This window comes from Phenylobacterium parvum (assembly GCF_003150835.1).
Lineage (GTDB): Bacteria > Pseudomonadota > Alphaproteobacteria > Caulobacterales > Caulobacteraceae > Phenylobacterium > Phenylobacterium parvum.
On sequence record NZ_CP029479.1, the window covers coordinates 1,429,178 to 1,452,168 of the forward strand.

General features: G+C 70.3%; 21 protein-coding genes. 9 read left to right on the forward strand and 12 right to left on the reverse strand.

Going from position 1 to position 22,991, the window contains the following annotated elements; all coding sequences use genetic code 11:
- Positions 1-15 precede the first annotated feature (15 nt).
- Together secG and tpiA are read right to left on the reverse strand one after the other, a co-directional pair.
- Positions 16-468: a preprotein translocase subunit SecG gene (gene secG, locus HYN04_RS06860; protein ID WP_110450077.1), complete on the reverse strand. Its 453-nt coding sequence runs from the start codon at positions 466-468 to the stop codon at positions 16-18.
- A 124-nt stretch (positions 469-592) separates the two neighbouring features.
- On the reverse strand, positions 593-1,330 hold the full coding sequence (gene tpiA, locus HYN04_RS06865) for a triose-phosphate isomerase (RefSeq protein ID WP_110450078.1): 738 nt from the start codon (positions 1,328-1,330) through the stop codon (positions 593-595).
- 160 nt (positions 1,331-1,490) lie between these two features.
- Here tpiA and HYN04_RS06870 point away from each other — a divergent pair, with 160 nt between their 5' ends.
- From HYN04_RS06870 to HYN04_RS06880, 3 genes are all read left to right on the forward strand, one after another.
- Positions 1,491-3,437 (forward strand): peptidylprolyl isomerase, encoded by a 1,947-nt coding sequence (locus tag HYN04_RS06870; RefSeq protein ID WP_110450079.1) that lies wholly within the window; start codon positions 1,491-1,493, stop codon positions 3,435-3,437.
- Entirely contained in the window at positions 3,434-4,966 is a 1,533-nt protein-coding gene (gene trpE / locus HYN04_RS06875; RefSeq protein ID WP_110450080.1) for an anthranilate synthase component I, read from the forward strand. The genes HYN04_RS06870 and trpE overlap by 4 nt, the downstream gene beginning before the upstream one ends.
- A 136-nt stretch (positions 4,967-5,102) precedes the next feature.
- Positions 5,103-6,017: a DUF481 domain-containing protein gene (locus tag HYN04_RS06880; protein ID WP_110450081.1), complete on the forward strand. Its 915-nt coding sequence runs from the start codon at positions 5,103-5,105 to the stop codon at positions 6,015-6,017.
- A 49-nt stretch (positions 6,018-6,066) separates the two neighbouring features.
- Here HYN04_RS06880 and HYN04_RS06885 read toward each other — a convergent pair whose 3' ends face one another.
- Positions 6,067-6,246 carry a hypothetical protein gene (locus HYN04_RS06885; protein ID WP_110450082.1) on the reverse strand — a complete coding sequence of 60 codons (180 nt, stop codon included), beginning with the start codon at positions 6,244-6,246 and terminating at the stop codon, positions 6,067-6,069.
- Positions 6,247-6,323: 77 nt separating this feature from the next.
- Between HYN04_RS06885 and HYN04_RS06890 the strand changes: the two genes are divergently transcribed.
- The 4 genes from HYN04_RS06890 (at position 6,324) to lexA (ending at position 9,501) form a co-directional block, all read left to right on the forward strand.
- Positions 6,324-6,905 (forward strand): anthranilate synthase component II, encoded by a 582-nt coding sequence (locus tag HYN04_RS06890; RefSeq protein WP_110450083.1) that lies wholly within the window; start codon positions 6,324-6,326, stop codon positions 6,903-6,905.
- The gene (gene trpD, locus HYN04_RS06895) at positions 6,898-7,914 is read left to right on the forward strand and encodes an anthranilate phosphoribosyltransferase (RefSeq protein WP_110450084.1); all 1,017 of its coding nucleotides are present in this window, start codon (positions 6,898-6,900) and stop codon (positions 7,912-7,914) included. The genes HYN04_RS06890 and trpD overlap by 8 nt, the downstream gene beginning before the upstream one ends.
- The gene (trpC, locus tag HYN04_RS06900; protein ID WP_110450085.1) at positions 7,911-8,702 is read left to right on the forward strand and encodes an indole-3-glycerol phosphate synthase TrpC; all 792 of its coding nucleotides are present in this window, start codon (positions 7,911-7,913) and stop codon (positions 8,700-8,702) included. The genes trpD and trpC overlap by 4 nt, the downstream gene beginning before the upstream one ends.
- Before the next feature lie 94 nt (positions 8,703-8,796).
- Positions 8,797-9,501, forward strand: a complete 705-nt coding sequence (gene lexA / locus HYN04_RS06905) for a transcriptional repressor LexA (protein WP_110450086.1) — start codon at positions 8,797-8,799, stop codon at positions 9,499-9,501.
- Here the strand turns inward: lexA and HYN04_RS06910 are convergent.
- A complete protein-coding gene (locus HYN04_RS06910; protein WP_241962582.1) occupies positions 9,495-11,630 on the reverse strand; it encodes a ComEC/Rec2 family competence protein in 2,136 nt (711 codons plus the stop codon). The genes lexA and HYN04_RS06910 overlap by 7 nt on opposite strands.
- Positions 11,631-11,688: 58 nt before the next feature.
- Here HYN04_RS06910 and gltX point away from each other — a divergent pair, with 58 nt between their 5' ends.
- Both gltX and gltA read left to right on the forward strand, forming a co-directional pair.
- A complete protein-coding gene (gltX, locus tag HYN04_RS06915; RefSeq protein ID WP_110450087.1) occupies positions 11,689-13,086 on the forward strand; it encodes a glutamate--tRNA ligase in 1,398 nt (465 codons plus the stop codon).
- Positions 13,087-13,147: 61 nt separating this feature from the next.
- On the forward strand, positions 13,148-14,431 hold the full coding sequence (gene gltA, locus HYN04_RS06920; protein ID WP_110450088.1) for a citrate synthase: 1,284 nt from the start codon (positions 13,148-13,150) through the stop codon (positions 14,429-14,431).
- On the opposite strand, the gene lpxB is transcribed toward gltA, so the two are convergent.
- Genes lpxB through rseP form a run of 8 tightly spaced genes read right to left on the reverse strand, consistent with a single transcriptional unit; the run spans position 14,404 to position 22,989 of the window.
- Positions 14,404-15,594 (reverse strand): lipid-A-disaccharide synthase, encoded by a 1,191-nt coding sequence (lpxB, locus tag HYN04_RS06925; RefSeq protein WP_110450089.1) that lies wholly within the window; start codon positions 15,592-15,594, stop codon positions 14,404-14,406. The genes gltA and lpxB overlap by 28 nt on opposite strands.
- Entirely contained in the window at positions 15,591-16,427 is an 837-nt protein-coding gene (gene lpxI, locus HYN04_RS06930) for a UDP-2,3-diacylglucosamine diphosphatase (protein ID WP_110451328.1), read from the reverse strand. Before lpxI ends, lpxB begins: the two co-directional genes overlap by 4 nt.
- Positions 16,428-16,435: 8 nt before the next feature.
- The gene (gene lpxA / locus HYN04_RS06935) at positions 16,436-17,236 is read right to left on the reverse strand and encodes an acyl-ACP--UDP-N-acetylglucosamine O-acyltransferase (protein WP_110450090.1); all 801 of its coding nucleotides are present in this window, start codon (positions 17,234-17,236) and stop codon (positions 16,436-16,438) included.
- On the reverse strand, positions 17,233-17,697 hold the full coding sequence (gene fabZ / locus HYN04_RS06940) for a 3-hydroxyacyl-ACP dehydratase FabZ (protein WP_110450091.1): 465 nt from the start codon (positions 17,695-17,697) through the stop codon (positions 17,233-17,235). The genes lpxA and fabZ overlap by 4 nt, the downstream gene beginning before the upstream one ends.
- Complete coding sequence (lpxD, locus tag HYN04_RS06945; protein WP_110451329.1) at positions 17,694-18,713, reverse strand: UDP-3-O-(3-hydroxymyristoyl)glucosamine N-acyltransferase; 1,020 nt, start codon at positions 18,711-18,713, stop codon at positions 17,694-17,696. The genes fabZ and lpxD overlap by 4 nt, the downstream gene beginning before the upstream one ends.
- Positions 18,714-18,753: 40 nt before the next feature.
- A complete protein-coding gene (locus HYN04_RS06950; RefSeq protein WP_110450092.1) occupies positions 18,754-19,380 on the reverse strand; it encodes an OmpH/Skp family outer membrane protein in 627 nt (208 codons plus the stop codon).
- A 10-nt stretch (positions 19,381-19,390) separates the two neighbouring features.
- On the reverse strand, positions 19,391-21,766 hold the full coding sequence (gene bamA, locus HYN04_RS06955) for an outer membrane protein assembly factor BamA (RefSeq protein WP_422385646.1): 2,376 nt from the start codon (positions 21,764-21,766) through the stop codon (positions 19,391-19,393).
- Between the two features lie 20 nt (positions 21,767-21,786).
- A complete protein-coding gene (gene rseP, locus HYN04_RS06960; protein WP_110450093.1) occupies positions 21,787-22,989 on the reverse strand; it encodes an RIP metalloprotease RseP in 1,203 nt (400 codons plus the stop codon).
- Positions 22,990-22,991: the final 2 nt, after the last annotated feature.

Here is a 22,991-nt window from a genome sequence, read left to right on the forward strand (position 1 = left end):
ACCTGTGGATGACCGCTACTTGCCGGCCGGCGGCGCGGGCTGGGCGGGCGCCGCCTGGCCTGCCGGCGCGGCCGGAACCGGGCCGCCGAAGGGGTCGGCCAGGCTGGGCCGGGGCGCCTCGAACGGGGCCGTAGCCGGGGCCGTGGGAGGCGCGGCCGGAGCCTGCTGCTGTTGCTGTTGACGCTTGAGGGCCTCGGGCGACAGGGACTCGACCTTCACCCGATCGACGACGGAGGTGTCGGCCTTCTCACGCCCGGTGACCAGGGTCAGGGCGAGGCTGAGGATGAAGAAGGCGGTTCCCAGCCCCCAGGTGAGCCGGGTCAGGAGATCGCCGGCGCCGCGGGCGGTCATGAAGCCCGTGGGCCCGCCGCCCATGCCCAGGGCGCCGCCCTCGGACCGCTGCAGCAGGACCACGCCTGCAAGGCAGACGCTGACGATGATGTGGAGGGTGAGCAGGAGCCCGAGCATGAAGGAACCGCTGGATCAGGCCGAAAGGTGGCCGGGAAGTCGGCTCATCTAGCATCGGCGCCGCCCGGTTTCCAGTCCGCCGCGGCGAAAGGCCCGCCGGCCCCTCCCCCGCCCCCGGTCCGGCTCAGGCGCCGGCGAGGATGCCGAGGAAGTCCTGGGCCTTGAGGGAGGCGCCGCCGACCAGCGCGCCGCCGACCTCCGCCGCCGACAGGATCTCGGCCGCGTTCGAGGGCTTGACCGACCCGCCGTAGAGGATGGGCGCACGGGCGCCGGACGCGCCCAGGCCCGAGGCGAGTTCGGCCCGGATGGCGACGTGGACCTCCTCGATCTGGGCCGTGGTGGGGGTCAGGCCGGTGCCGATGGCCCAGACGGGTTCGTAGGCGACTGCGAAGGCTGCACCCGCCAGGGCGGCGGGCAGCGAGCCCCGCACCTGGCCTGTGACGACCTCCAGTGCGCGGCCGGCCTCGCGCTCGGCCAGGGTCTCGCCGACGCAGATGATGGGCTCCAGGCCCGCCCGGAGGGCCGCCTCGACCTTGGCGGCCACCAGGGCGTCGGTCTCGCCGTAGCCGGCCCTGCGCTCGGAATGGCCCAGGATCACCAGGGTCGCTCCAGCGTCCGCCAGCATCTCCGCGGAGACATCGCCGGTGAAGGCCCCGGAGACCTCGGCGCGGCAGTCCTGCCCGCCCACGAGGACCGGCCCGACGGACAGGGCCCGGGCCATGCGCTCGACCAGGGTGGCGGGCGGACAGAGGCCGACGCGGGGGGAGACCGCGCCCAGGCCTGCGGCCACGGCCTGCGCCTCGGAAAGGGCGGCGCCCAGGCCGTTCATCTTCCAGTTGCCCACGATCAGCTTGGCCGTCATCGCGATCCTCCGACGCTTTCGTCCCGTTCCGGGGCGGATACGACAGGCGCGGGCGGCTGTCACCCATGCGGCGCCGGCCCGGGCCGGCTTGCTCCACCGCCTTCGGACCCTCTATACCCAGCCGTGCAATGCGCCCGGTTCGCGGGCCTGGAAGGAATTCATGCTCGCCGTCATCCGCGCCTTCGCAAAGTCCTGGGTCGCCGCCGTCCTGATCGGCCTGCTGATCATCAGTTTCGCGGTCTTCGGCGTCAGTGACGTCTTCAGCACCCGAGCGAGCCAGGACGTGGTCAAGGCGGGCGGGCGCGCCATCACCCCGGCGGAGTTCCGGACCGAGTGGGACCGCGCCAAGCAGAACATCGAGCAGCAGTCCGGCCAGCAGATCAGCAACGAGGTGGCGGTGGAGAACCGTCTGGACGTGCGGGTCCTGGAGATGCTGGCGGACCGGGAGTCCATGGCCGCGCTGATCGACAAGATCGGCCTGCGGCCGGCTGACGCCCTAGTGACGCGGGAGATCCAGCAGATCCCCAACTTCTTCGACCCGATCTCGGGCCGCTTCGACAAGCGGCTCTACGAGGAGACCCTGGGACGGGCCAACCTGACCCCGGCGCGCTTCGAGCGCAGCGTGCGCGACGACATCGCCCAGTCGCATCTGGCCTCGGGCCTGGTGGACGGCCTTCGCCCGCCGAGGGCCTTTGGGGCGCTGGCGGTGGTGTTCGCCCAGGAGTCCCGCGAGGTCTCGGTGTTCAGCGTCGGCCCGGGCTCCGTCGAGGTCCCCGCCCGGCCCACCGACGCCCAGCTGAACGACTTCATGAAGGCCAACTCCGAGCGGCTCATGCGTCCCGAGTTCCGAGTGCTCAGCGTCGTCCGCTTCAGCTCCGCCATGGTGGCCGGCCAGGTGAAGGTGTCCGAGGCCGACATCCGCAAGCAGTTCGACTTCCGCAAGGACGCCCTGAACCGGCCGGAGACGCGGTCCCTCGTGCAGATCGCGGCCAAGGACGCCGCGCTCGCCCGCGGCCTGGCGGAGCGCCTGGGCAAGGGCGAGGCCCCGCAGGCCGTCGCACGCTCGGCAGGGGTGGAGCCGGTGCTCTACGCCGACAAGCCCAGGACCGCCGTGGTGGACAGCAAGGTGGGCGAGGCCGCCTTCGCCATGGCCAATGGCGAGGTCCGCGTGGTCCAGGGCGACCTGGGCCTGGCGGTGGTCAAGGTGACCGGCGTCACGCCCGGCCGGGTGGTGACCCTGGACGAAGTGCGCCCCATGCTGGAGGCCGAGGCCAGGAAGACCGCGGCGGCCGAGAAGGTCTATGAAATCAGCCAAGCCTACGACGACGCCCACGCCGGCGGCGCCAACCTGGATGAAGCGGCCGCCAAGGCCGGCGTGCCTGTCACGACCCTGGGGCCCGTCGCCGAACAGGGTTTTGACCAGACGGGCCAGCCCATCGCGGGCCTGTCCGCCCGCCTGGTGCAGACGGCCTTCCGCCTGCCCGAGGGCGGGGAGAGCCAGATCGAGGAAGAGGGCCAGGGAGAGTCCTTCGTGGTCCGGGTCGACAAGATCATCCCGCGGTCGCTACCGCCGCTGGCCGAGGTGCGCCAGCCCCTCACCCAGGCCTGGATGAGCCAGGAGATGACCAAGCGCCTGCGCGCCAAGGCCGACGCCCTGGCCGGGCGCGTGCGCAAGGGCGAGGACATCACCGCCGTCGCCGCCTCCATCGGGACCCGTCCGGAAAAGATCCCGGGCCTCACCCGCCAGGGCGCCGGACAGGGAGGCCCGCTGTCGCAGGAGGGCTTCGCCCAGGCCTTCAGCGCCGGCAGCGGCGGCGTCTTCGTGGCCCCGGCCCCCGGCGCCTTCGCCCTGATGGTCGGCAAGGTCGACCGGATCTCGCCCCCGGCCGTCGCCGAGAACGCCCGCGCCGTCGAGCAGGTCCGTCCCCAGCTGGGCATGACCCTGTTCAACGAGATCGGCGCCCAGATGCCCCGCTACGCCCGTTCCGTCCTGAAGGTGCGCACCGACCCCGAGCTGGCCCGCCAGACCCTGGGCGTCGAGGCCCCCAAGCCGGGCGCGGCCAAGGACGGCGAGGCCAAGGGCGGAAAAGAGGCCGCGGGCAAGTGACCCTCGAACCCGGATTTGCGGCCTTTGCGGACACCTACGCCGCCGGTCGCGCCCAGGTCGTCTGGACCCGGCTGATCGACGATCTCGAGAATCCGGTCTCGGCCTACCTGAAGATCGGAAACGGCCACCCCTACGCCTTCCTGTTCGAGAGCGTGGAGGGCGGCGCCTGGCGCGGGCGCTATTCGGTGATCGCCCTCAGGCCCGACCTTGTCTGGCGCTGCCGCGGCGACCAGGCCGAGATCGCCGAGGGCGCGGACATCGCCGCCGGACGCTTCACCCCCCAGCCGGGCGGCGCGCTGGACTCCCTCCGCGACCTGGTGGCCGCCTCGCGCCTGGACCTGCCCCCCGGCCTGCCGCCCATGACCGCCGGGGTGTTCGGCGCCGTGGGCTACGACATGATCCGGCTGGTGGAGCGCCTGCCGGACGTCAATCCTGACACGCTGGACCTGCCGGACGCCGTCATGATCCGCCCCTCCGTGGTGGCGGTCTTCGACGGCATCGCCCAGGAGATCCTGCTGGCCACGACCGTCCGCCCTGGAACCCTGACCGCCGAGGCCGCCTGGGCCGCCGCCGGTGACCGGCTGGCGGCCATCCGTTCCGACCTGACTGCGCCGACGCCGCTGCCCACCGGCGCCGCCGCCCCCGAGCCGGACCGCTTCACCACCCCTGTCAGCCGCGAGGACTACCGGACGGTGGTCGACCGGGCGAAGACCTACATCGCCGCCGGCGACATCTTCCAGGTCGTGCCGAGCCACCGGTTCCGGGCGCCCTTCCCGCACGATCCCTTCGCCCTCTACCGCTCGCTGCGGCGGACCAATCCCTCGCCCTTCCTGTTCTACCTGAACTTCGGCGACTTCCAGCTGGCCGGCTCCTCGCCGGAGATCCTGGTGCGGCTGAGGGACGGCAAGATCACCATCCGGCCGATCGCCGGCACCCGTCCGCGCGGCGCGACGCCGGAGGAGGACCTGGCCCTCGAGGCCGAGCTCATCGCCGACCCCAAGGAGCGGGCCGAGCACCTGATGCTTCTGGACCTGGGCCGCAACGACGTGGGCCGGGTGGCCATGCTCAACGCCGCCGGCGCCAATGCGCCCGCGCCGCGGGCGGCAGGCCCGCATGTGCGGGTCACGGCGAGCTTCTTCGTCGAGCGCTACAGCCACGTCATGCACCTGGTCTCCAATGTCGAGGGCGACGCCCCCGAGGGCCTGGACCCGGTGGACGTTCTGATGGCCGCCCTGCCCGCCGGCACCCTTTCGGGAGCGCCCAAGGTGCGGGCCATGGAGATCATCGACGAGCTGGAGCTCGAGAAGCGCGGCATCGCCTACGCCGGGGCCGTGGGATACTTCGGGGCTGACGGCTCGGTGGACACCTGCATCGTCCTGCGCACCGCCTGCTTCAAGGACGGGACCATGTACATCCAGGCCGGCGGAGGGGTCGTGGCCGACAGCGACGCCGACGCCGAGTACGACGAGACCCTGCACAAGGCCCGGGCCCTGCGCCGGGCTGCAGAGGAGGCCTGGCGCTTCGTCTGAGCCCCCGACCGGGCTGGACTTCGCGCCGGGGGTGATAACCTCCGGTGACTGTCGTAAAACTTCAAAGCCTCTTCCTTGCGGGGTTGCTGCGGGTCATGCCCGGGCCTCATCCGCAGGTTTACCGCTGGAGACCCCCATGAAACGCCTCGCCGCCGTCGCTCTCCTGTCCCTCGCCGTCCCGGCCGTAGCCGCCGCCGAGCCGATTCCGCCCAGCATCGCCTCGATGATCGAAGCCGCCTCCAAGGACCCCGCCAAGCTCAAGGTGGTGGCCGACATCGCCAAGCAGACGAACCCGGCCTCCGCCGCCGAGATCGACGCCCGGCTGGCCGAGATCGCCGCCGCCGCCGAAGCCTCGCGGGTGGAGAAGCTGTCCCGCCAGACCTTCTTCGAAGGCTGGACCGGCCAGGGCGAGGCCGGGGGCTTCGTCTCGACCGGCAACGCCGAGGAATCCGGCCTGGCCCTCGGCCTCGGCCTCACCAAGGAGTCGCTCAGGTGGCGCCATCGCGTAGACGGCGTTGCCGACTACCGCGAAACCGACGGGGTGAAGACCAAGGAGCGCTACTTCGCCGGCTACGAGGGCAACTACAAGATCTCTGACCGGCTCTACGCCGTCGGCGCCCTGAGCTGGGAAAAGGACGTCTTCGCCGGCATCGACCGCCGGTTCAGCGAGTCCCTCGGTCTCGGCTACCGGGTGATCGACCAGAAGACCCTGCACCTCGACGTCGACGCCAGCGTCGCCGCCCGCCAGACCGAGTGGGTGCGCCCCGCGGTCGCGGTCCCGGGGAGGGACTACAGCGACTCCACCATCGGCGGCCGGGTCGGCGGACGCCTCGTCTGGGACATCAACGAGAACACCTCGCTCTCGGAGGTCGCGGTGGCCTATTTCGATGGCAATGGCCAGAGCCTGGAGTCCACCACGGCCCTGACCACCCGGCTGACCGGCTCCCTGGCGGCGCGCGCATCCTTCAACGTGCGCTACGAGTCCGATCCGCCCGTCGGCCGCGAGGAGACCGACACCACCACGCGGGCGTCGCTGGTCTATTCGTTCTGAGGCACGGACGTCCTGTCCCCTCCGGAGGCGCTCGCCAAACCGGGCGTCTTCAGGGGGATGGAGCGAGGATGACCGCGGCGGCCAGGGCCAGGGCCGTTGCGGCGGCGAAGGCCGCGGCGGCCAGGGCGGCCCAGGCGCCATCGCGGCGCTGCGGTGTCTCAAGGAGGGCCTTGGCGCGGGCCATTTCGTCGGAGCTGACCGCCCCGGGTCGGGAATCATCCTGAGCCATGGGTGCAGCCTGTCTCCGGCGGGTCCCGTTGACAATCGGGCTTTCCCTCCGGCCCCGCATTCACTAGGGACAGGGCCATGATCCTGGTGATCGATAACTACGACAGCTTCACCTACAACCTGGTTCACTACCTGAACGAACTGGGGGCGGAGACGCGCGTCCACCGCAATGACGACCTGAGCGCCGAGACGGCCCTCGGCCTGCGGCCCGACGCGGTCCTCCTGTCGCCCGGCCCTTGTTCGCCGGACGAGGCGGGGATCTGCCTGGACCTCCTGCGCAAGGCGCCGGATGACCTGCCCATCCTGGGCGTCTGCCTGGGACACCAGTCCATCGGCCAGGCGTTTGGCGGCCGGGTGGTCCGGGCCAAGGCCCTGATGCATGGCAAGACCAGCGCCATCCGCCACGCAGGCAAGGGCGTCTTCGCCGACCTTCCCAACCCCTTCACGGCCACCCGCTATCACAGCCTGGCGGTGGAACAGTCCAGCCTGCCGGACGCCCTGGAGGTGACCGCCTGGACCGACGACGGCGAGATCATGGGCCTGCAGCACCGCAGCCGGCCGATCCACGGCGTCCAGTTCCACCCGGAGTCCATCGCCACCGAGGGCGGCCACAAGCTGCTGGGCAACTTCCTGGAACTGGCGGCCCGGGCCCGTGTCTGAGGCCTTCCGCCCGCTGCTGGGCCGACTGGTCGCCGGGAAGGTGCTGGAGGCCGATGAAGCCGAAGCCTTCTTCGCCGCCTGCCTCAGGGGCGAGCCCTCTCCCGCCCAGGTCGGCGCGGCCCTGACGGCCCTGCGCCTTCGCGGCGAGACCCCCGGGGAGATCGCCGCCGGCGCCCGCGCAATGCGCGCCGCCGCCGTGCGCCTTGAGACCCCTTTTCCGACGCTGGACGTCTGCGGGACGGGCGGGGACGGCCTGCACACCCTGAATGTCTCCACCGCCGTGGCCTTCGTCGCGGCGGGCGGTGGGCTGAAGGTGGCCAAGCACGGCAACCGCGCCCTTTCGTCAAGGTCGGGGACCGCCGACGTCCTGGCCGCCCTGGGCGTAGACATCGAGGCCCGCCCCGACCGGCAGCTGAAAGCGTTGGAGGAGGCGGGGCTCTGCTTCCTCTTCGCCCAGGCCCACCACGGGGCCATGCGGCACGTCTCGCCCATCCGGGCCGAGCTGGGCTTCCGGACCCTGTTCAACCTGCTGGGCCCCCTGACCAACCCCGCCGGGGCCCGGCGGCAGGTGCTGGGGGTCTTTGACGCCGCCTGGCTGGAGCCGATCGCCGAGGTCCTGCGCGACCTGGGTTCCGAGCGCGCCTGGGTGGTCCACGGGCAGGGCATGGACGAACTGACCACCACCGGCGAGACCGAAGTGGTGGAGTTGAAGGACGGCGCCCTTCGGCGCTTCACGGTTCGCCCCGCCGAGGCCGGGGTCCCTGAAGGCCGCCTGGAGGACCTGGTGGGCGGCGATCCCGAGCACAACGCCAAGGCCCTGCGGGAGCTCCTGTCCGGGGCGCCGGGCGCCTACCGCCACATCGTCCTCCTGAACGCCGCCGCGGCCTTCGTCGTCGCCGACCGCGTGAAGACCCTGGCCGAGGGCGTCCGGCTGGCCGGGCAGGTGATTGACGACGGGCGCGCCCGCGGCGCCCTGGACGGACTCGTCAGGATTTCCAACGGCCGATGACCGACATCCTTGCCCGCATCGCAGAGTACAAGCGCACGGACGTCGCCGGCCGCAAGGCCGCGCGCACGCAGGCAGAGGTGGACGCCGCCGCCGCCACTGCCTCCCCGCCCCGGGGGTTCGCCGCCGCCCTGGACGCCAAGGCCCGCCCCGGCCGCCTTGCCCTGATCGCCGAGATCAAGAAGGCCTCGCCCTCCAAGGGCCTGATCCGCGAGGACTTTGATCCTCCGGCCCTCGCCCGGGCCTATGCCGACGGCGGCGCCGCCTGCCTGTCGGTTCTGACCGATGGCCCCAGCTTCCAGGGCGATGACGCCTATCTTGTCGCCGCGCGGGCGGCGGTCCCCCTGCCCTGCCTGCGCAAGGACTTCCTGGTCGATCCCTGGCAGGTCGCCGAATCCCGGGCCCTGGGCGCCGACGCCATCCTCGTGATTCTGGCCATGGTCGACGATGGCCTCGCCGGCGAACTGATGTCGGAGGCCCGACGCCTGGGCATGGACGCCCTGGTCGAGGTCCACGACGAGGATGAGATGCGCCGCGCCGGCGCCCTGGGCGCGACCCTGGTCGGCGTGAACAACCGCGACCTGCGCACCTTCGTCACGGACCTGGGCGTCACGGAAAGACTGTCCAGCCAGGTCCCTGAAAATACTCGACTTGTCACCGAAAGCGGTATCTTCACCCCCGCCGATGCGGCGCGCCTGTCCCGGTCGGGGGCCCTCGCCATGCTGGTGGGCGAGAGCCTGATGCGGCAGGCCGATGTCGCCGCAGCGACCCGGAGCCTCCTGGGCGACTGAGGCCCGACAGATCCAGGCCGCTTGACATTCCGAGAGAACACCAGAAGAACATCCGCACACGTTGTTGCTTTGTTCCCTGGAGGGGGCTCCGGACATGTTGACCCGCAAGCAGCACGAGCTGCTCATGTTCATCCACGAACGCATCAAGGAGACCGGCGTCTCCCCGTCCTTCGACGAGATGAAGGACGCTCTGGACCTGGCGTCCAAGTCCGGCATCCACCGCCTCATCACTGCGCTTGAGGAACGCGGCTTCCTGCGCCGCCTGCCCCACCGGGCCCGAGCCCTGGAGGTGGTCAAGCTGCCCCAGCAGGCGACGACCTCGGCGCCGCCCAAGGGCCGCGGACCTGCGCGCCTTTCGGTCGTGGAACCCGGCGACCCGCCGCCGCCCGCCGCTGCGCCCTACGCCGCCAATGACACGCGCGAACTGCCGGTCCTCGGCCGGATCGCCGCGGGTACGCCCATCGAGGCGATCCAGCAGGAACGCGACCGCATGCCTGTGCCCGAGGCCATCCTGGGGTCCGGGGAGCACTTTGTCCTGGAGGTCCAGGGCGACTCCATGATCAACGCCGGCATCCTCGATGGCGATCGAGTGATCATCCGGCGCACGGACGCCGCAAACTCGGGCGATATCGTGGTGGCCCTGGTCATGGGCGAGGAAGCCACCCTCAAGCGCCTCCGCCGCAAGGGCGCCTCGATCGCCCTGGAGGCCGCCAACCCGGCCTACGAGACCCGGATCTTCGGACCCGACCAGGTGGCGGTGCAGGGCAAGCTGGTCGGCCTGATCCGCGCCTATCACTGAGCTGGCGGGGCGACCCAGGGCCGGCTTCCCCTGAGGGGGCCGGACCACAGGGCGTCCCAGCCGCCGTCCGGTCGGCGCCAGAGCTCCAGGGCGCCGCCGCGCTGGAAATCCGCCTCATCAAGAACGAGCTGGGCCGCGCAGGGCCCTGATGGTCTGGGCGCGCGCAGGATCACCAGCTGGGCCCCGGCGCAGGCGGACCTGAACTCCCGCTCCAGGACGCCGCGCCTGCGGGTCCAGATGAAAGCCACGGGCAGCCCTTCTCCCGTCGGCTGGCAGGCATGGTTGCCGCAGGCGAGACCTCCAGGCCGCGCCCCTTGGTCAGCAACGAGCGCCAGCCCCCGGCGGCGGGACCAGACCTCCGCCCCGAAACGTCGCACGTCAGGCCGCAGGGCGACGGCGGATGTCTCGATGCGGACGGCGGCGGAGGCCGCGTCGTGGGCCACCCAGAGATCGGGGGACGGCAGGCGCGGGGCCAGGTTCACGGCCAGGGCCAGGGGAAGGCCGAGCCACCGGAGGGGACCTCTCCACAGGCAGATGAAAAGCAGGCCCAGGAAGGCGACCGGCAGGGTCCAGGGCGGGGCGCTGGCCACCACCCGCTCGGCGCCCGGCAGTCCGGAGATGGCCGAGGCCACGGCGTTGAGAGCGTCGACGCCCAGCCCCGCCGCCGCAAGGGGCAGGTCGCCCAGGCCCACCGCCGACAGGAGGACGCCCAGGGCGAGGGCCGGCATCAGCAACAGGGTCGAGATCGGCTCGGTGAGAAGGTTTGCAGGCAGCCCGTAGACCGCCACCCGGTTGAAGTGCTGCAGGGCGAAGGGGCCGGTGGCCAGGCCCGCCACGAGGGAGATCATCGTCCCCGCCGCCAGGGCCGCGCCCGCTCCCTGAACCAGACGAACCGACAGAGGTGCGGAGATCTCGCGGACCGGGCGGGGCCAGGCTTCGGCCAGAGCGACCAGGGCCGCCGTTGCGGCGAAGGACATCTGGAATCCGGGCTGGGTGACGGCCTCGGGTCTCAGGATGAGGAGAAGCGTGGCGGCCAGGGCCAGGGTGCGAAGGCTGATCGCCCGGCGATCGGCGAGAATGGCGGCGAAGGCGGCGCAGGCGGTGACCGCCGAGCGCACCGCCGGGTCTGGCGCCCCGGAGAGGACAAGGTAGGCCAGGACGGCGACCATGCCCGCCAAGGCGGCGATCTTGCGACCGGCGATCCGCAGGGCCAGGGAGGGAAGGCCGGCGACGGCCAGCCGGGCGAGACCGAAGACGAACCCGCCGACGATGGCCATGTGCAGGCCGGAGATCGAGATGATGTGGGCGAGGCCCGCCGCCCTGAGCGCCTCCACCTGGGCGGTCGGGACAAAGGCCTCGTGGCCGGTGGTCATGGCCGCGGCGAGCCCGCCCCGGTCGGGGCCCATCGTCTCGACCAGTCGACGGGTCAGGTCCCAACGAAAGGCGTTGACCCGCATCTGCAGGACCAGGGCGGAGGGAAGACCAGTGGCCTGCGCCGGGCGGACCTGCAGGTCCCCGAGGGCCAGGCCCACGCCGCCTACGCCGTCGAAGAAGGCGTCCCGGGCGAAGTCGTAGGCGCCTGGTGAGCTGGGCGGCGGCGGCGGATTGAGCAGGGCCGGCGTGGCGATCCGCGTTCCGGGGGCCGGCGGCAGGGCCCCAGCGCCGAGGGTCAGGCGGATACGGATCGGAGTCGCCTCCGGCGAGAGGCCCGAGATGGAGACGGGGGCCAGGAGGATGCGGGCGCCGCCCTGCCCCGGGCTGGCCACGTCCAGCACCCAGGCCTCCACCCGCCGGACCTCGCCGCCCGCCGGGACGACCGGCGCCCGGACCTGCTCGGTGCGGAGGCGGGCCAGGCCAAACCCGGCCAAGAGGCAGGCGACAAGGGCCAGGACCCTCACCGTGGAGGGCCGAAGGCGGGCGCCGCGAGACAGGCCCGCCAGGAGGGCCGCGACCGCCAGGACCGCAAGGCCCAGGGCCAACAGGGGCTCGGCCGGCAGGACGAAATAGAGGGCGGCGCCGCACCCCAGGGCCACTGGCGTCCAGAGGCCGAAGCGCCCCTCCTGGAGGGCGGCCTGGCGGGCCAGCCAGAGGCGGATGCGCGCCAGACTAGGACCGGCCGCAAGGCGCATGCTAAGAGGCGGCCCGCCGCCGGTAGCGGCCTCCTCAGTCATCTGCCACGGGACCCCCATGAGCGAACGTCAGGTCGTCACGCGCATCGCGCCCTCGCCGACCGGATCCATGCATATCGGAACGGCGCGCACCGCCCTGTTCAACTGGCTCTACGCCCGACGGATGGGCGGGAAGTACCTGCTCCGGATCGAGGACACGGACCGGGAGCGCTCGACCGAGGCCGCCGTGAAGGTGATCCTGGATGGCCTGAACTGGCTGGGCCTGGAGCCGGACGAGACACCTGTCTTCCAGTTTGCGCGCGCCGACCGGCACCGTGAGGTGGCCCTGGACCTGCTGGCCCGCGGCGACGCCTACCGCGACTACATGACCCCCGACGAGCTGGCCGAGGAGCGCGAACGCGCCCGTGCCGAGGGCCGGGTGGTGCGCTCTCCCTGGCGGGACCACGAGGGCCCCGTGGATGAGGGCCGCCCCCACGTCATCCGCCTGCGGGCGCCGCAGGAGGGCGAGACCCGGATCGACGACCAGGTGAAGGGCGAGGTGGTCTTCCGCAATGTCGACCTGGACGACCTGATCCTGCTGCGGACCGACGGCACGCCCACCTACAACCTGGCCGTGGTGGTCGACGACCACGACATGGGCGTCAACCACGTCATCCGCGGCGACGACCACCTGAACAACGCCGCCCGGCAGACGCACATCTACCAGGCCATGGGATGGGACACGCCGGTCTGGGCTCATCTGCCCATGATCCACGGCCCTGACGGCAAGAAATTGTCCAAGCGTCACGGCGCCCAGGCGGTCAGCGAGTTCGACGACATGGGCTACCTGCCCGAGGCCCTCAGGAACTACCTGGCCAAGCTGGGCTGGGGGCATGGGGACGACGAGATCTTTTCCGACGCCCAGGCCTGCGCCTGGTTCGACGTCCGCGACGTGGTAGGCGCCCCTGCCCGCCTGGACTGGGACAAGCTGAACCACCTGAACAACCACTATATCCGCAAGGCCGACACGGAGCGCCTCGCAGACCTGGTGGAGAGGGTGCTGCGGAGCCGGGACTGGCCGGTACACGACGGCGACCGCGAGATCCTGCTGCGCACCCTGCCCCTGGTGCGGGAAGGCGCGCGCACGACCCTGGAGTTGGCCGACGCCGTCGTCTTCGCCCTGAAGCGCCGGCCCCTGGAGCTGCCGGAAAAGGCCCGCGGCATGCTGACCGAGGAAACCCGGGCGCGCCTGCGCCGGCTGGCGGACCGGATCGCGGAGTCCGAATGGTCCCTGGCCGCCCTAGAGGGAACGATCCGGACCTTCGCGGAAGCCGAAGGCGTGGGCATCGGCAAGTTCGGACCCGCGCTGAGGGCGGTGCTTTCGGGCGGTTCGCCGGCGCCGGACCTGGCGGGCGCCCTGATTTCCATCGGCCGGGACGAAAGCCTCGCCCGGATTCACGATGCGCTTCCTAACTAAGCGTTAGGCGGTATAAGGCATTAAAACTGAGGTTTAATTTCTTCCGGAACGAGGGGATGTGATGGGGGACACGGCAAAGATCAGCGTCGAGGGCAAGACCGTCGAGCTTCCGGTACTGCGGGGCACGGACGGCCCGGCCGTCGTGGATATCCGCAAGCTGTACGCGGAATCGGACGTCTTCACCTACGACCCCGGCTTCACCTCGACCGCCTCCTGCGAGAGCAAGATCACCTTCATCGACGGCGACAAGGGCATCCTGCTTCACCGCGGCTACCCCATCGACCAACTGGCCGAGAAGTCGACCTTCCTTGAGGTCTGCTACCTCCTCCTGAACGGCGACCTGCCGAACGCCAAGGAGTTCGAGGCCTTCGACAACACGATCACGAACCACACCATGGTTCATGACCAGTTCGACCGCTTCTTCAATGGCTTCCGGCGTGATGCGCACCCGATGGCCATCATGGTCGGCGCCGTCGGCGCCCTGTCCGCCTTCTATTATGACAGCGCCAACATCGATGACCCGCAGCAGCGGATAATTTCGTCGCACCGCCTGATCGCCAAGATGCCGACCATCGCGGCGCGGGCCTTCAAGTACTTCCGCGGCCAGCCCTTCGTGTATCCGCGCAATGAGCTCTCCTACTCGGAGAACTTCCTGCGGATGTGCTTCTCGGTTCCCGCCGAGGACTGGAAGCCGAACCCGGTGCTGACCCGGGCCATGGACCGCATCTTCATCCTGCATGCGGACCACGAGCAGAACGCCTCGACCTCGACCGTGCGTCTCGCCGGTTCGTCGGGCGCCAATCCCTTCGCCTGCATCGCCGCCGGCATCGCCTGCCTCTGGGGCCCCAGCCATGGCGGGGCCAATGAAGAGGCCCTGAACATGCTGGCCGAGATCGGGACCGTCGACCGGATCCCGGAATACGTCCAGGGCGTGAAGGACCGGAAGTACCGGCTGATGGGCTTCGGCCACCGGGTCTACAAGAACTACGACCCGCGCGCGAAGGTCATGCAGCAGACCTGCCACGAGGTCCTGGCCGAGGTGGGTCACTCCGACGACCCCCTGCTGAAGGTGGCCATGGAGCTCGAGAAGATCGCGCTCAACGACCCCTACTTCGTGGAGCGCAAGCTCTACCCGAACGTCGACTTCTACTCGGGCATCACCCTGCGGGCCCTCGGGTTCCCGCCGGAGATGTTCACCGTTCTGTTCGCCCTGGCGCGCACGGTGGGCTGGATTTCCCAGTGGAAGGAAATGATCGAGGATCCGTCCCAGAAGATCGGCCGGCCGCGGCAGATCTACACGGGCGCCGCCGCCCGGGATTATGTCCCGCTCGATAAGCGCGGCTGATCCGCTTCCAGGACGTCTGAAACGACCCGCGCGGCGGTCTCCGAGGGATCGGGGCCGCCGCGTCCCATTTGGTCCAGGGCGGCGTCCTGAGCGGCGACCTGAGTATGGCGCAGCCCCGGATCGCGAAGCCGGCGGTCGAGTTCGGCGGCCAGGCGGGGGCCGGTGCAGTCGTGCTGGATCAGCTCCGGCGCCACGAACTCCCGGGCCGCGATGTTGAACAGCACAACCCAGGGCGTCCGTATCAGGAACTTGGCCACGAAGTGGGTCACTGCGCCCAGGCGGTAGGCCACGACCATGGGCACGCCGGCCTGGGCGACCTCCAGGGTGACCGTGCCCGAGCAGGCCAGGGCCAGGTCGCCGGCGCGCAGGGCCTCGCGTTTCTCGTCCTCGCCCTCCACCACGTGGACCCGGAAAGGCCAGCCGGCGACGGCGGCCTTGACGCGGTCCGCCACCGCATCGGCTACCGGCAGGACGACCTGGAGGCCCGGATGATCCGCCTTCAGCCTGCGAACGGCGTCCTCGAAGGGCGGCAGGAGGCGGTCGACCTCGCCCGGCCGGCTGCCAGGCAGGACAAGGAGGACCGGAGCCTCGGCGCCGATCCCGTGCCGCCGTCGGAAATCGGCCGGATCACAGGGCGAGAAGTCCATGTGCAGGGCCGGATTGCCCACGAAGGTGGTGGGCAGGCCCCAGGCCTCGAAATAGGGTGGCTCGAAGCTGTTGATGACCAGGATGTGATCCACCAGCCCGGCCAGGGCCCTGGCCCGCCCCGGTCGCGTCGCCCAGACCTGGGGCGCGACATACTTGACCAGCCGGACCCCGGGGGCGAGCCGGCGGATGGCGCGCGCCGCCAGCCAGCTGAAGCCCCAGGAGTCGATCAGCACCACCAGGTCGACGCCCTCACGGACCACGGCCCGGGCGGTCTCTTCCGCCCGCCGCCGCACGCGCGGGATGGCCATGAGACCCTCCAGCAGGCCGAAGACGGAGATCTCGGACATGTCAAACAGGCTGGAGACCCCGGCCTCGGCCATGCGCGGCCCACCGACGCCCACCAGCCTCAGGCCCTCACCCAGCCGGGCGCGCAGGGCCCGGGCGAGGCCGGCGCCGCGATCATCGCCCGAGGGCTCGCCGGCAACGAGCATGATCACGGGTGCGCTGGCGGTCATGGGGCTTCGACCCCGAGGACAAAGAGGCCGAGTTCGTCCGCCAGCGCGATCACGGCGTCCCGCTCAAGGACCAGGGTGCGCCCCGCCTCGCCGGCGATCCCGGCCAGTCCTGCACGGGCGGCCCCCCGGACAGTGGCGGGGCCCAGGGTCGGCAGGTCGACCCGGGTCTCCTGGATGGGCTTGGGCGCCTTGGCGAGCACGCCGCGCCGTCGTCCGGCCTCGCCGCGGAGGGCCGGCGCCACCTCTTCCGCCACGCGACGGAGCATGGCGTCGGTTCCTTCCTGGGCCTCCACGGCAAGGACAAGGCCGTCGCAGACCACCGCGCCCTGGCCGATGTCCAGCTCACCGATCCGGCGGGCGATGTCGAAGGCGCGTCGGACGTCGGCGAGGTCGCCCGGGGACGGGACGTGACGCCCCAGCGGCCCCGCCCCAAGCACAAGGTCGCTGCGCGCCTCATGGGCGCCCTCGATGGTGAAGCCTTCCTTGCGGAACTCATCCAGGACGGCGCGCAGCAAGGCGTCGTCCCCCTTGCGCGCCTCAAGAACAAGGCGGGGCAGCATGGCCATGCCGCGGAAATCCGGCTTGAGGGCGGCGAAGTCGGGTCGGGCCACGTTTCCGGCCAGGCAGACGGCCTCGCAGCCCGCCGCCTTCAGGACCCGGATGCACCGGCCCACCTCGGCGAGCCCGACGGTCTCGCCCGGAAAGGCCTCCATGTGGGAATCCGCGAAGCCGCGCAGGCGGACGACGAAGAGCGGGCGTCCGGACTCCTCGCAGTGCCGGGCGATCTGCAGGGGCAGGTCGCCGCCGCCGGCGATCAGGCCCAGGCGCCCCAACATGACGATCAGTCCTCCCGGGCGGGAAGGCAGATGGGACGGTTGGCCTCGTCGGCGCGGATGAAGTCGATCACCTCAAGCACCGGGGCGCTGTGGCCATAGAGGGCCAGGGTGTCGTCGATCCGCTCCTGGAAGCTGCCCTCGCGGGCGAAGAGGAGGCGATAGGCCGCGCGCAGGTGGCTGATGGTCTCGCGGCTGAAGTCCCGGCGCTTCAGGCCCACCAGGTTCAGCCCTTCGAGGTGGGCGTGGTTGCCCCAGACCAGGCCATAGGGGATCACGTCCTTGGTCACGGCCGCAAGGCCGCCGATGAAGGCGAAGCGACCGACCCGGCAGTGCTGGTGCACGGCGGCCAGGCCCGAGACCATCACATGGTCGCCAATCTCCACATGCCCGCCCAGAGTGGCCGAATGGGCGAGGATGACATTGTTCCCCACATGGCAGTCATGACCCACATGGCTGGTGGCCATGAACATGCCGTCCTGGCCGACCCGGGTGACCCCGCCGCCATTGGCGGTGCCGATGTGCATGGTCACGTGCTCCCACATCTGGTTGCGGTCGCCGATCACCAGCTCGGTGGGTTCGCCCTTGTACCCGGTATGGTGCGGGGGACCGCCCAGGTTGGAGAAGTTGCGGACGAGGCAGTCTGCGCCGATCGTCGTCCGGTTCTCGATGACCACATGGGCGAGGATCCGGGTCCGGGCGCCGATCCGGGCATGTTCGCCAATCAGGCTGAAGGGCCCGACGCTGACGCCCTCGTCCAGTTGGGCGCCCGGAGCGACAATGGCGGTGGGATGGATGTCGACAGTCATTGCGGGGTCTCCACCAGCATGGCGGCGAACTCCGCCTCGGCGGCGACCTTGTCGTCCACCATGGCGCGCCCCTCGAACTTGAAGAGCCCGCCCCGGGCCCTGGCGACCCGGACATTGAGTTTCAGGAGATCTCCGGGCCGGACTGGATGCCGGAACCGGCAGTTGTCCAGGGAGGCGAAGAGGATGGTCTTGCCACGCGGGTCGACGTCCAGGGTCTTGGACATCAGCACCGCGCCGGTCTGGGCCATGGCCTCGACGATGAGGACCCCGGGCATGACCGGATAGTCAGGGAAGTGCCCCTGGAAGAAGCCCTCGTTGATGGTGACCGCCTTGATGCCGACGATCGACTCGCCGGGGACATAGTCCTCGGCCCGGTCCACCAGGAGGAAGGGGTAGCGATGCGGGATGCGGGCGAGGATCTCGCCGATCTCGATGGACGTGGCGGCGACCTCTGCGGTCATGACTCCCCTCCCCTGCGACGACGGCCGGCGGCGCGGGACAGCCACGCCACCTCACGGAGCCACCTCTGGACCGGCTGGGCGGGAAAACCGCCCCAGGTCTCACCGGCCGGCACGTCCTTGAGCACGCCGCCCGAGGCGCCGATCCGGGCGCCGTCTCCGATCACGACGTGATCGGCGATGCCGGCGCGACCGCCGAACTGGCAGCCGTCACCGATGGTCACGCTGCCGGATACGCCCGCCTGGCCCGCCAGCACGCAGTTCCGGCCGATACGGACGTTGTGGGCGATCTGCACCAGGTTATCGATCTTGGTGTTCTCGCCGATCACCGTGTCCTCGAACGCGCCCCTGTCCACGGTGGTGCAGGCCCCGATCGTGACGCCGTCCTGAAGGATCACCCGCCCGAGCTGGGGAATGTCGATGAGACCGGTCGGCCCGGCGGTCGCGCCGAACCCGTGCTCGCCAATGACAGCCCCGGCCAGGATCTTCACCCGGTCGCCGATGAGGGCGAAGCTGATCGAGACATTGGCGCCGACCTGACAGTTGCGGCCGATGGCGACCCCGGGGCCGATCACGGTGTTGGGGCCGACCACCGAGCCCGCGCCGATGGCTGCGCCCTGGCCCACCACGACCCCCGGGCCGAGGGCGGCGCCAGGTTCGATGCGGGCCTCCGGGGAGATGGCTGCCGCGCCGAGATGCCGGCGCACAGGGTGCAGGACCGCGGCCACGAGGGCGTAGGCGCCCTGCGGATTGCGATGGACGAGGGCCAGACAACCTGGCGGCAGGTCTCCGGCCAGGGACTCCGGCGTGAAGCAGGCCGTCGGGGGCGCATCGTGAAGCGCCTCCAGGAAGGCTCGGGAGGTGACGAAGGCCACGGCGCCAGGACCGCCTCGGGACGCGATGGCGACCCGGTCGATCCCGACATCCGCGGCGCCCGCCGGAACGGGAATCCCGGCCAACTGGCAGACCGCCTCCAGACGGAGGGGGCCGGCCGACTCGAAGAAGCGCGGATCAGGCATGAGGTTCATCCTTCCTGACCCGCGCCGGGGACGCCAGCCCTCAGGGCTTCTTTGCGGGCTGGGCCGCGGCCGGAGCGGCGGCGGCCTGGTCGAGGCGCTCACGGTCGAAGGCGAACTGGGTGATCTTGGCGTTCAGGCCGGTGATCACAGATGGGGTGATGTCCATGGCCGGATTGGCCAGGATCACGGAGTCACGCTGCAGCAGCAAGCTGCACCTGGCCTGCTGGTAGGAGGCGCGGATCACCGGCTCCAGCTCCTGGCCGACGCGGGCCAGGGCCTTCTGCTGGGTGGCCTGCAGCTCGCGCTCACGCAGCTGGGCCTTGCGCTGCCAGGCGTTGGCGCGGACCTGGAGGCTGGCGCTCTTCTGCTCGAAGGCGCCGGGGTCCATCGTGGCCTTCTGGGCGTCGAGGGTCTTGGCCTCGTTCTGGATGGCGGTCTGCTCGGAGGTGAGCTCGGTCTGGACCTGCTGGGAGATCTGCTGGAGGCGCGTCTGGACGTACTTGCCGACGGTGGAGGAGCCGATGGCGCCGTCGAGGGACAGGATGCAGACGCCGGCCAGGGCCGGACCATGGTTGACCGGCGGCGGGGCCGGCGGGGTCTGCGCCTGCGCCGGCGCAGATGCCAGGAGGACGGCCGCGGTGGCGGCGAGGAGAGCGGTCTTTTTCATGTGCAGGTTCTCAGAACTTGGTGGTTTGCGAGAAACGGAAGGTCTCGACCCGGTCGTAGTCCTCGCGCTGGAGGATATGGCTGAAGTCGAAGCGGATAGGTCCCATGGGTGAGCGCCAGAACACCGACAGACCGGCCGAGGCGCGGAGCGACAGGTCGTCGTAGATGCCCGGGATCGGTTGGCCGTCGGACCCGATCTTCATCGAGTCGTCGAGCAGGCCGAGTGTACCCACATCGGTGAAGAGTGAGGCGCGGATCCCGTACTGCTGGGGAATGAAGGTCGGGATGGTGAGTTCGGCCGAACCGATGGCGAAGGCCTCGCCGCCCAGGGCGTCCGAGCGGCCGAAGCTGGTGTCCCGGGGGCCGATACCCGCCACCCGGAAGCCGCGGAAGCTGTTGCCGCCCTTGTAGAAGCGGTCGTTGATCCGGATGACGTCGTCGCCCCAGCCGGCGATGTAGCCGGCGCTGCCGGACAGGCTGAGGACAAAGTCCTTATTGAAGCCGTAGTACCAGCCGCCCTCAAGCTCGCTGCGCAGGTACTTCACGTCGCCCCCCAGGCCCGCAAAGTCCTGGGCCATGCTGACGAAATAGCCCCGGGTCGGACGGACCGGGTCGTTCCGGTGATCCAACGTGACCTGGTACCCCAGGAGCGATGTCGTGTAGCGGCCCCGCTGGTCACAGAGGGTCTGCGAGACCTGCTGTTGGGTGGGATCGCAGTAATAATCCGGAACCTGGACGTCATCCTCGCGCAGGACATAGCGCATGGTCATGAAGGCGTTGCCGGTCAGCGGGAAGCCGATACGGACGTTCGTGCCCAGGGAGCTGGTCTTGTAGGACGAGTAGTCCGACAGGTCGTAGACGAAGTAGTACAGGTCCACGCCTGCGCGGAGGTTCCGGTCAAGGAAGCGGGGCTCGGTGAACGAGAAATCCAGCTGCTTGCGGTAGGAGCCCCAAGACACCCGGGCCCGGGCGTCCTGGCCCCGGCCCCGGAAGTTCCTCTGGGTAATGCCCAGATCGATCATCAGCTTGTCCACCGACGAGTAGCCGGCGCTGAAGGTGAGCTCGCCCGTGGGCTGCTCCTCGACCTTGACCAGCAGGTCCGTCCGGTCGGGGCTGGCGGTGGGTGTCTCCTCGATGGTGACGTCCTTGAAGAAACCCAGGGCCCTTAGGTTGCCCTTGGACCGGTCGACCAGGGCCCGGTTGTAGGCATCGCCCTCCACGAGGTTCAGCTCGCGGCGGATGACGGGATCCAGGGTCTGTGTGTTTCCGACGATGTCGATCCGGTTGACGTAGACCCGCGGCCCCTCGTTGACCTGGAAGACCACGTCGACGGTCCGGGTTTTCGGGTCGGCCACATAGCGCGGCCGCACATCGACGGCGGCGAAACCGGCCGCGCCGGCGGCGAAGGTCAGGGCGTCGGTTGCCGACTCGATGCTCTCGTCCTCGTAGAGGTCGCCGCTGCGGATCGGCACAAGCTGGGTCAGGACGGCGGTGTCGAGCTTCTTCAGCTCGGTCTCCACCGAGATCTTCCCGAACTTGTACTCGGGGCCCTCCTCCAGGGTGTAGGTCACGGCGAAGCCGTTGCGGGCGGGCGACAGCTCGGCGATCGCGGAGATGACCCGGAAATCGTAGAAGCCGCGGTTCCTGTAATGCTTGCGCAGCTGTTCCTTGTCGTACTCCAGCCGGTCGGGGTCGTAGTTGGCGTTGCTGGAGAAGAACCGGTACCAGGCGGACTCCTCGGTCACGACCACGTCCCGCAGGTCGTTGTCCGAGAACTCGACATTGCCGAGGAAGTTGATCCCGAGGACGCCGCTCTTCTGGCCCTCGTCGATCTCGAAGATAAGGTCTACGCGCTTCTGGGGAAGCTCGACGATCTTGGGCGTCACCGTCGCGGCGATCCGGCCCGAGCGGCGATAGAGCTCGATGATTCGCTGGATGTCCGACTGGACCTTGGCGCGGGTGAAGATGCCGCGCGGCCGGACCGTGATCTCATCGCGCAGCTTATCTTCCTTGAGGCCTGAATTCCCCTCGAAGACCACCCGGTTGATGATCGGGTTCTCGACCACCTGGATGGTCAGGTCGCCGCCGGAAAGGCCGACCTTCACGTCAGAGAAGAGATCTGTCCGGAAAAGGGCCTTCAACGCCAGGTCGATACGCGCCGGGTCCACCGTGTCGCCCACGCCGATCGGCAGGTAGGACAAGATGGTCGACTGCTCGATACGCTCATTCCCGGACACGATGATCCGCTGCACCGTTCCCTGTTGGGGTCCCGCGGCCTGGGCCTGGGCCGGTCGGGGAGCCAGCACTGCGCCCCCGGCCAGGAGGATCGCCAGTCCGGAAACGAGGGCGGCGCTGCGGGCGCGTCGAATTTGCATGGTCTGGGCCATCACCGGAGAAAAGCGCGGGATCAGGAGAACAATCCGCCAAAGAACTGGAACACCTGCAGCCGCTGCAGGTCGTTCCAGGTGGCGAACAACATCAAAGCCAGCACCAGCGCAAGGCCCACCCGGTATCCGAAGGCCTGGACGCTGGCCGACAGCGGCCGGCGGGCGACCGCCTCGTAGGCGTAGAACACCAGATGCCCCCCGTCGAGGATGGGGATGGGCAGCAGGTTCATGAAGCCGACGCCCACGGAGAGGACGGCGGCGAGGGCGACCAGGTTGGCGCCGGCGTAGAGCACCTTTCGTCCCAGGTCCGGCGCCGCCTCGGCCCCGGCCTTGGCGATCTGGCCCGACATCTGGGCGATTCCCAGGGGACCATTGAGCTGCTCGGCGGACATCTGGCCGGTGATCATGCGCCCCATGGCGTAGACGCTGGTCGTCAGGACCCGCCAGGTCCGGTCGACGCCCTTGGCGACAGCCTCCAGGGGGCCATAGGCCTGGCGTACGACCTCGCCGGTCGGGCCCAGGCCCAGGCGGCCGACGCGGGGGGCGCCGGGCTCGCTTTCGATGCGCCGCCACTCCGGCGTCGCCGTCAGCCGCACGGTGTCGCCGTTCCGCTCGAGCACGAAGTCCGTGGGGGCGCCGCCCCGCACCTGGATCACCTCGATAAGGTCCTGGAAGGAGCCGATGCTGCGCCCTCCGGCCTCGACCACACGATCGCCCTTCTGGAAGCCGGCCGCCTCGGCGACGCTGCCCGGCTCGACCGCGCCGATCCGGGGGGCGAGCGTGCGCTCTCCGAAGGTCATGAAGAGGGCGGCGAAAAGGGCGATGGCCAGGAGGAAGTTGGCGGCTGGTCCCGCGGCAGTGACCAGGGCCCGCTGCCAGACCGGCTTGAAGTGATAATGCCGGGCCAGGGCCTCCGGCCCGCCCTTGGCCAGGATCTCGGACTTCATGGCCTTGAGGCCCTCGGCGTCGGGGACACTGGCGGCATTGGCGTCGCCCGCGAACATGACGTAGCCGCCCAGGGGGATCCAGCCGACACGCCACTCGACGCCCGCCCGGTCCCGGCGGGAAAAGACGGCGCGACCGAAGCCGATGGAGAAGCGCTCCACCGCCACGCCGCAGGCCCTTGCGACCAGGAAGTGCCCCAGCTCGTGCACCGTCACCACGAGGGACAGGACAAGGATGAAGGGGGCGAGGTGCCAGATAAAGTCCGTGATCACGCCCATGG

Bases quoted from the DNA above. Each gene is read 5' to 3' on its own strand.
- secG (WP_110450077.1), bottom strand. From the start codon at position 468: ATGCTCGGGCTCCTGCTCACCCTCCACATCATCGTCAGCGTCTGCCTT.
- tpiA (WP_110450078.1), bottom strand. From the start codon at position 1,330: ATGACGGCCAAGCTGATCGTGGGCAACTGGAAGATGAACGGCCTGGGC.
- HYN04_RS06870 (WP_110450079.1), top strand. From the start codon at position 1,491: ATGCTCGCCGTCATCCGCGCCTTCGCAAAGTCCTGGGTCGCCGCCGTC.
- HYN04_RS06880 (WP_110450081.1), top strand. From the start codon at position 5,103: ATGAAACGCCTCGCCGCCGTCGCTCTCCTGTCCCTCGCCGTCCCGGCC.
- HYN04_RS06885 (WP_110450082.1), bottom strand. From the start codon at position 6,246: ATGGCTCAGGATGATTCCCGACCCGGGGCGGTCAGCTCCGACGAAATG.
- HYN04_RS06890 (WP_110450083.1), top strand. From the start codon at position 6,324: ATGATCCTGGTGATCGATAACTACGACAGCTTCACCTACAACCTGGTT.
- trpC (WP_110450085.1), top strand. From the start codon at position 7,911: ATGACCGACATCCTTGCCCGCATCGCAGAGTACAAGCGCACGGACGTC.
- lexA (WP_110450086.1), top strand. From the start codon at position 8,797: ATGTTGACCCGCAAGCAGCACGAGCTGCTCATGTTCATCCACGAACGC.
- HYN04_RS06910 (WP_241962582.1), bottom strand. From the start codon at position 11,630: ATGCGCCTTGCGGCCGGTCCTAGTCTGGCGCGCATCCGCCTCTGGCTG.
- gltX (WP_110450087.1), top strand. From the start codon at position 11,689: ATGAGCGAACGTCAGGTCGTCACGCGCATCGCGCCCTCGCCGACCGGA.
- gltA (WP_110450088.1), top strand. From the start codon at position 13,148: ATGGGGGACACGGCAAAGATCAGCGTCGAGGGCAAGACCGTCGAGCTT.
- lpxB (WP_110450089.1), bottom strand. From the start codon at position 15,594: ATGACCGCCAGCGCACCCGTGATCATGCTCGTTGCCGGCGAGCCCTCG.
- lpxA (WP_110450090.1), bottom strand. From the start codon at position 17,236: ATGACTGTCGACATCCATCCCACCGCCATTGTCGCTCCGGGCGCCCAA.
- fabZ (WP_110450091.1), bottom strand. From the start codon at position 17,697: ATGACCGCAGAGGTCGCCGCCACGTCCATCGAGATCGGCGAGATCCTC.
- lpxD (WP_110451329.1), bottom strand. From the start codon at position 18,713: ATGCCTGATCCGCGCTTCTTCGAGTCGGCCGGCCCCCTCCGTCTGGAG.
- HYN04_RS06950 (WP_110450092.1), bottom strand. From the start codon at position 19,380: ATGAAAAAGACCGCTCTCCTCGCCGCCACCGCGGCCGTCCTCCTGGCA.
- bamA (WP_422385646.1), bottom strand. From the start codon at position 21,766: ATGGCCCAGACCATGCAAATTCGACGCGCCCGCAGCGCCGCCCTCGTT.
- rseP (WP_110450093.1), bottom strand. From the start codon at position 22,989: ATGGGCGTGATCACGGACTTTATCTGGCACCTCGCCCCCTTCATCCTT.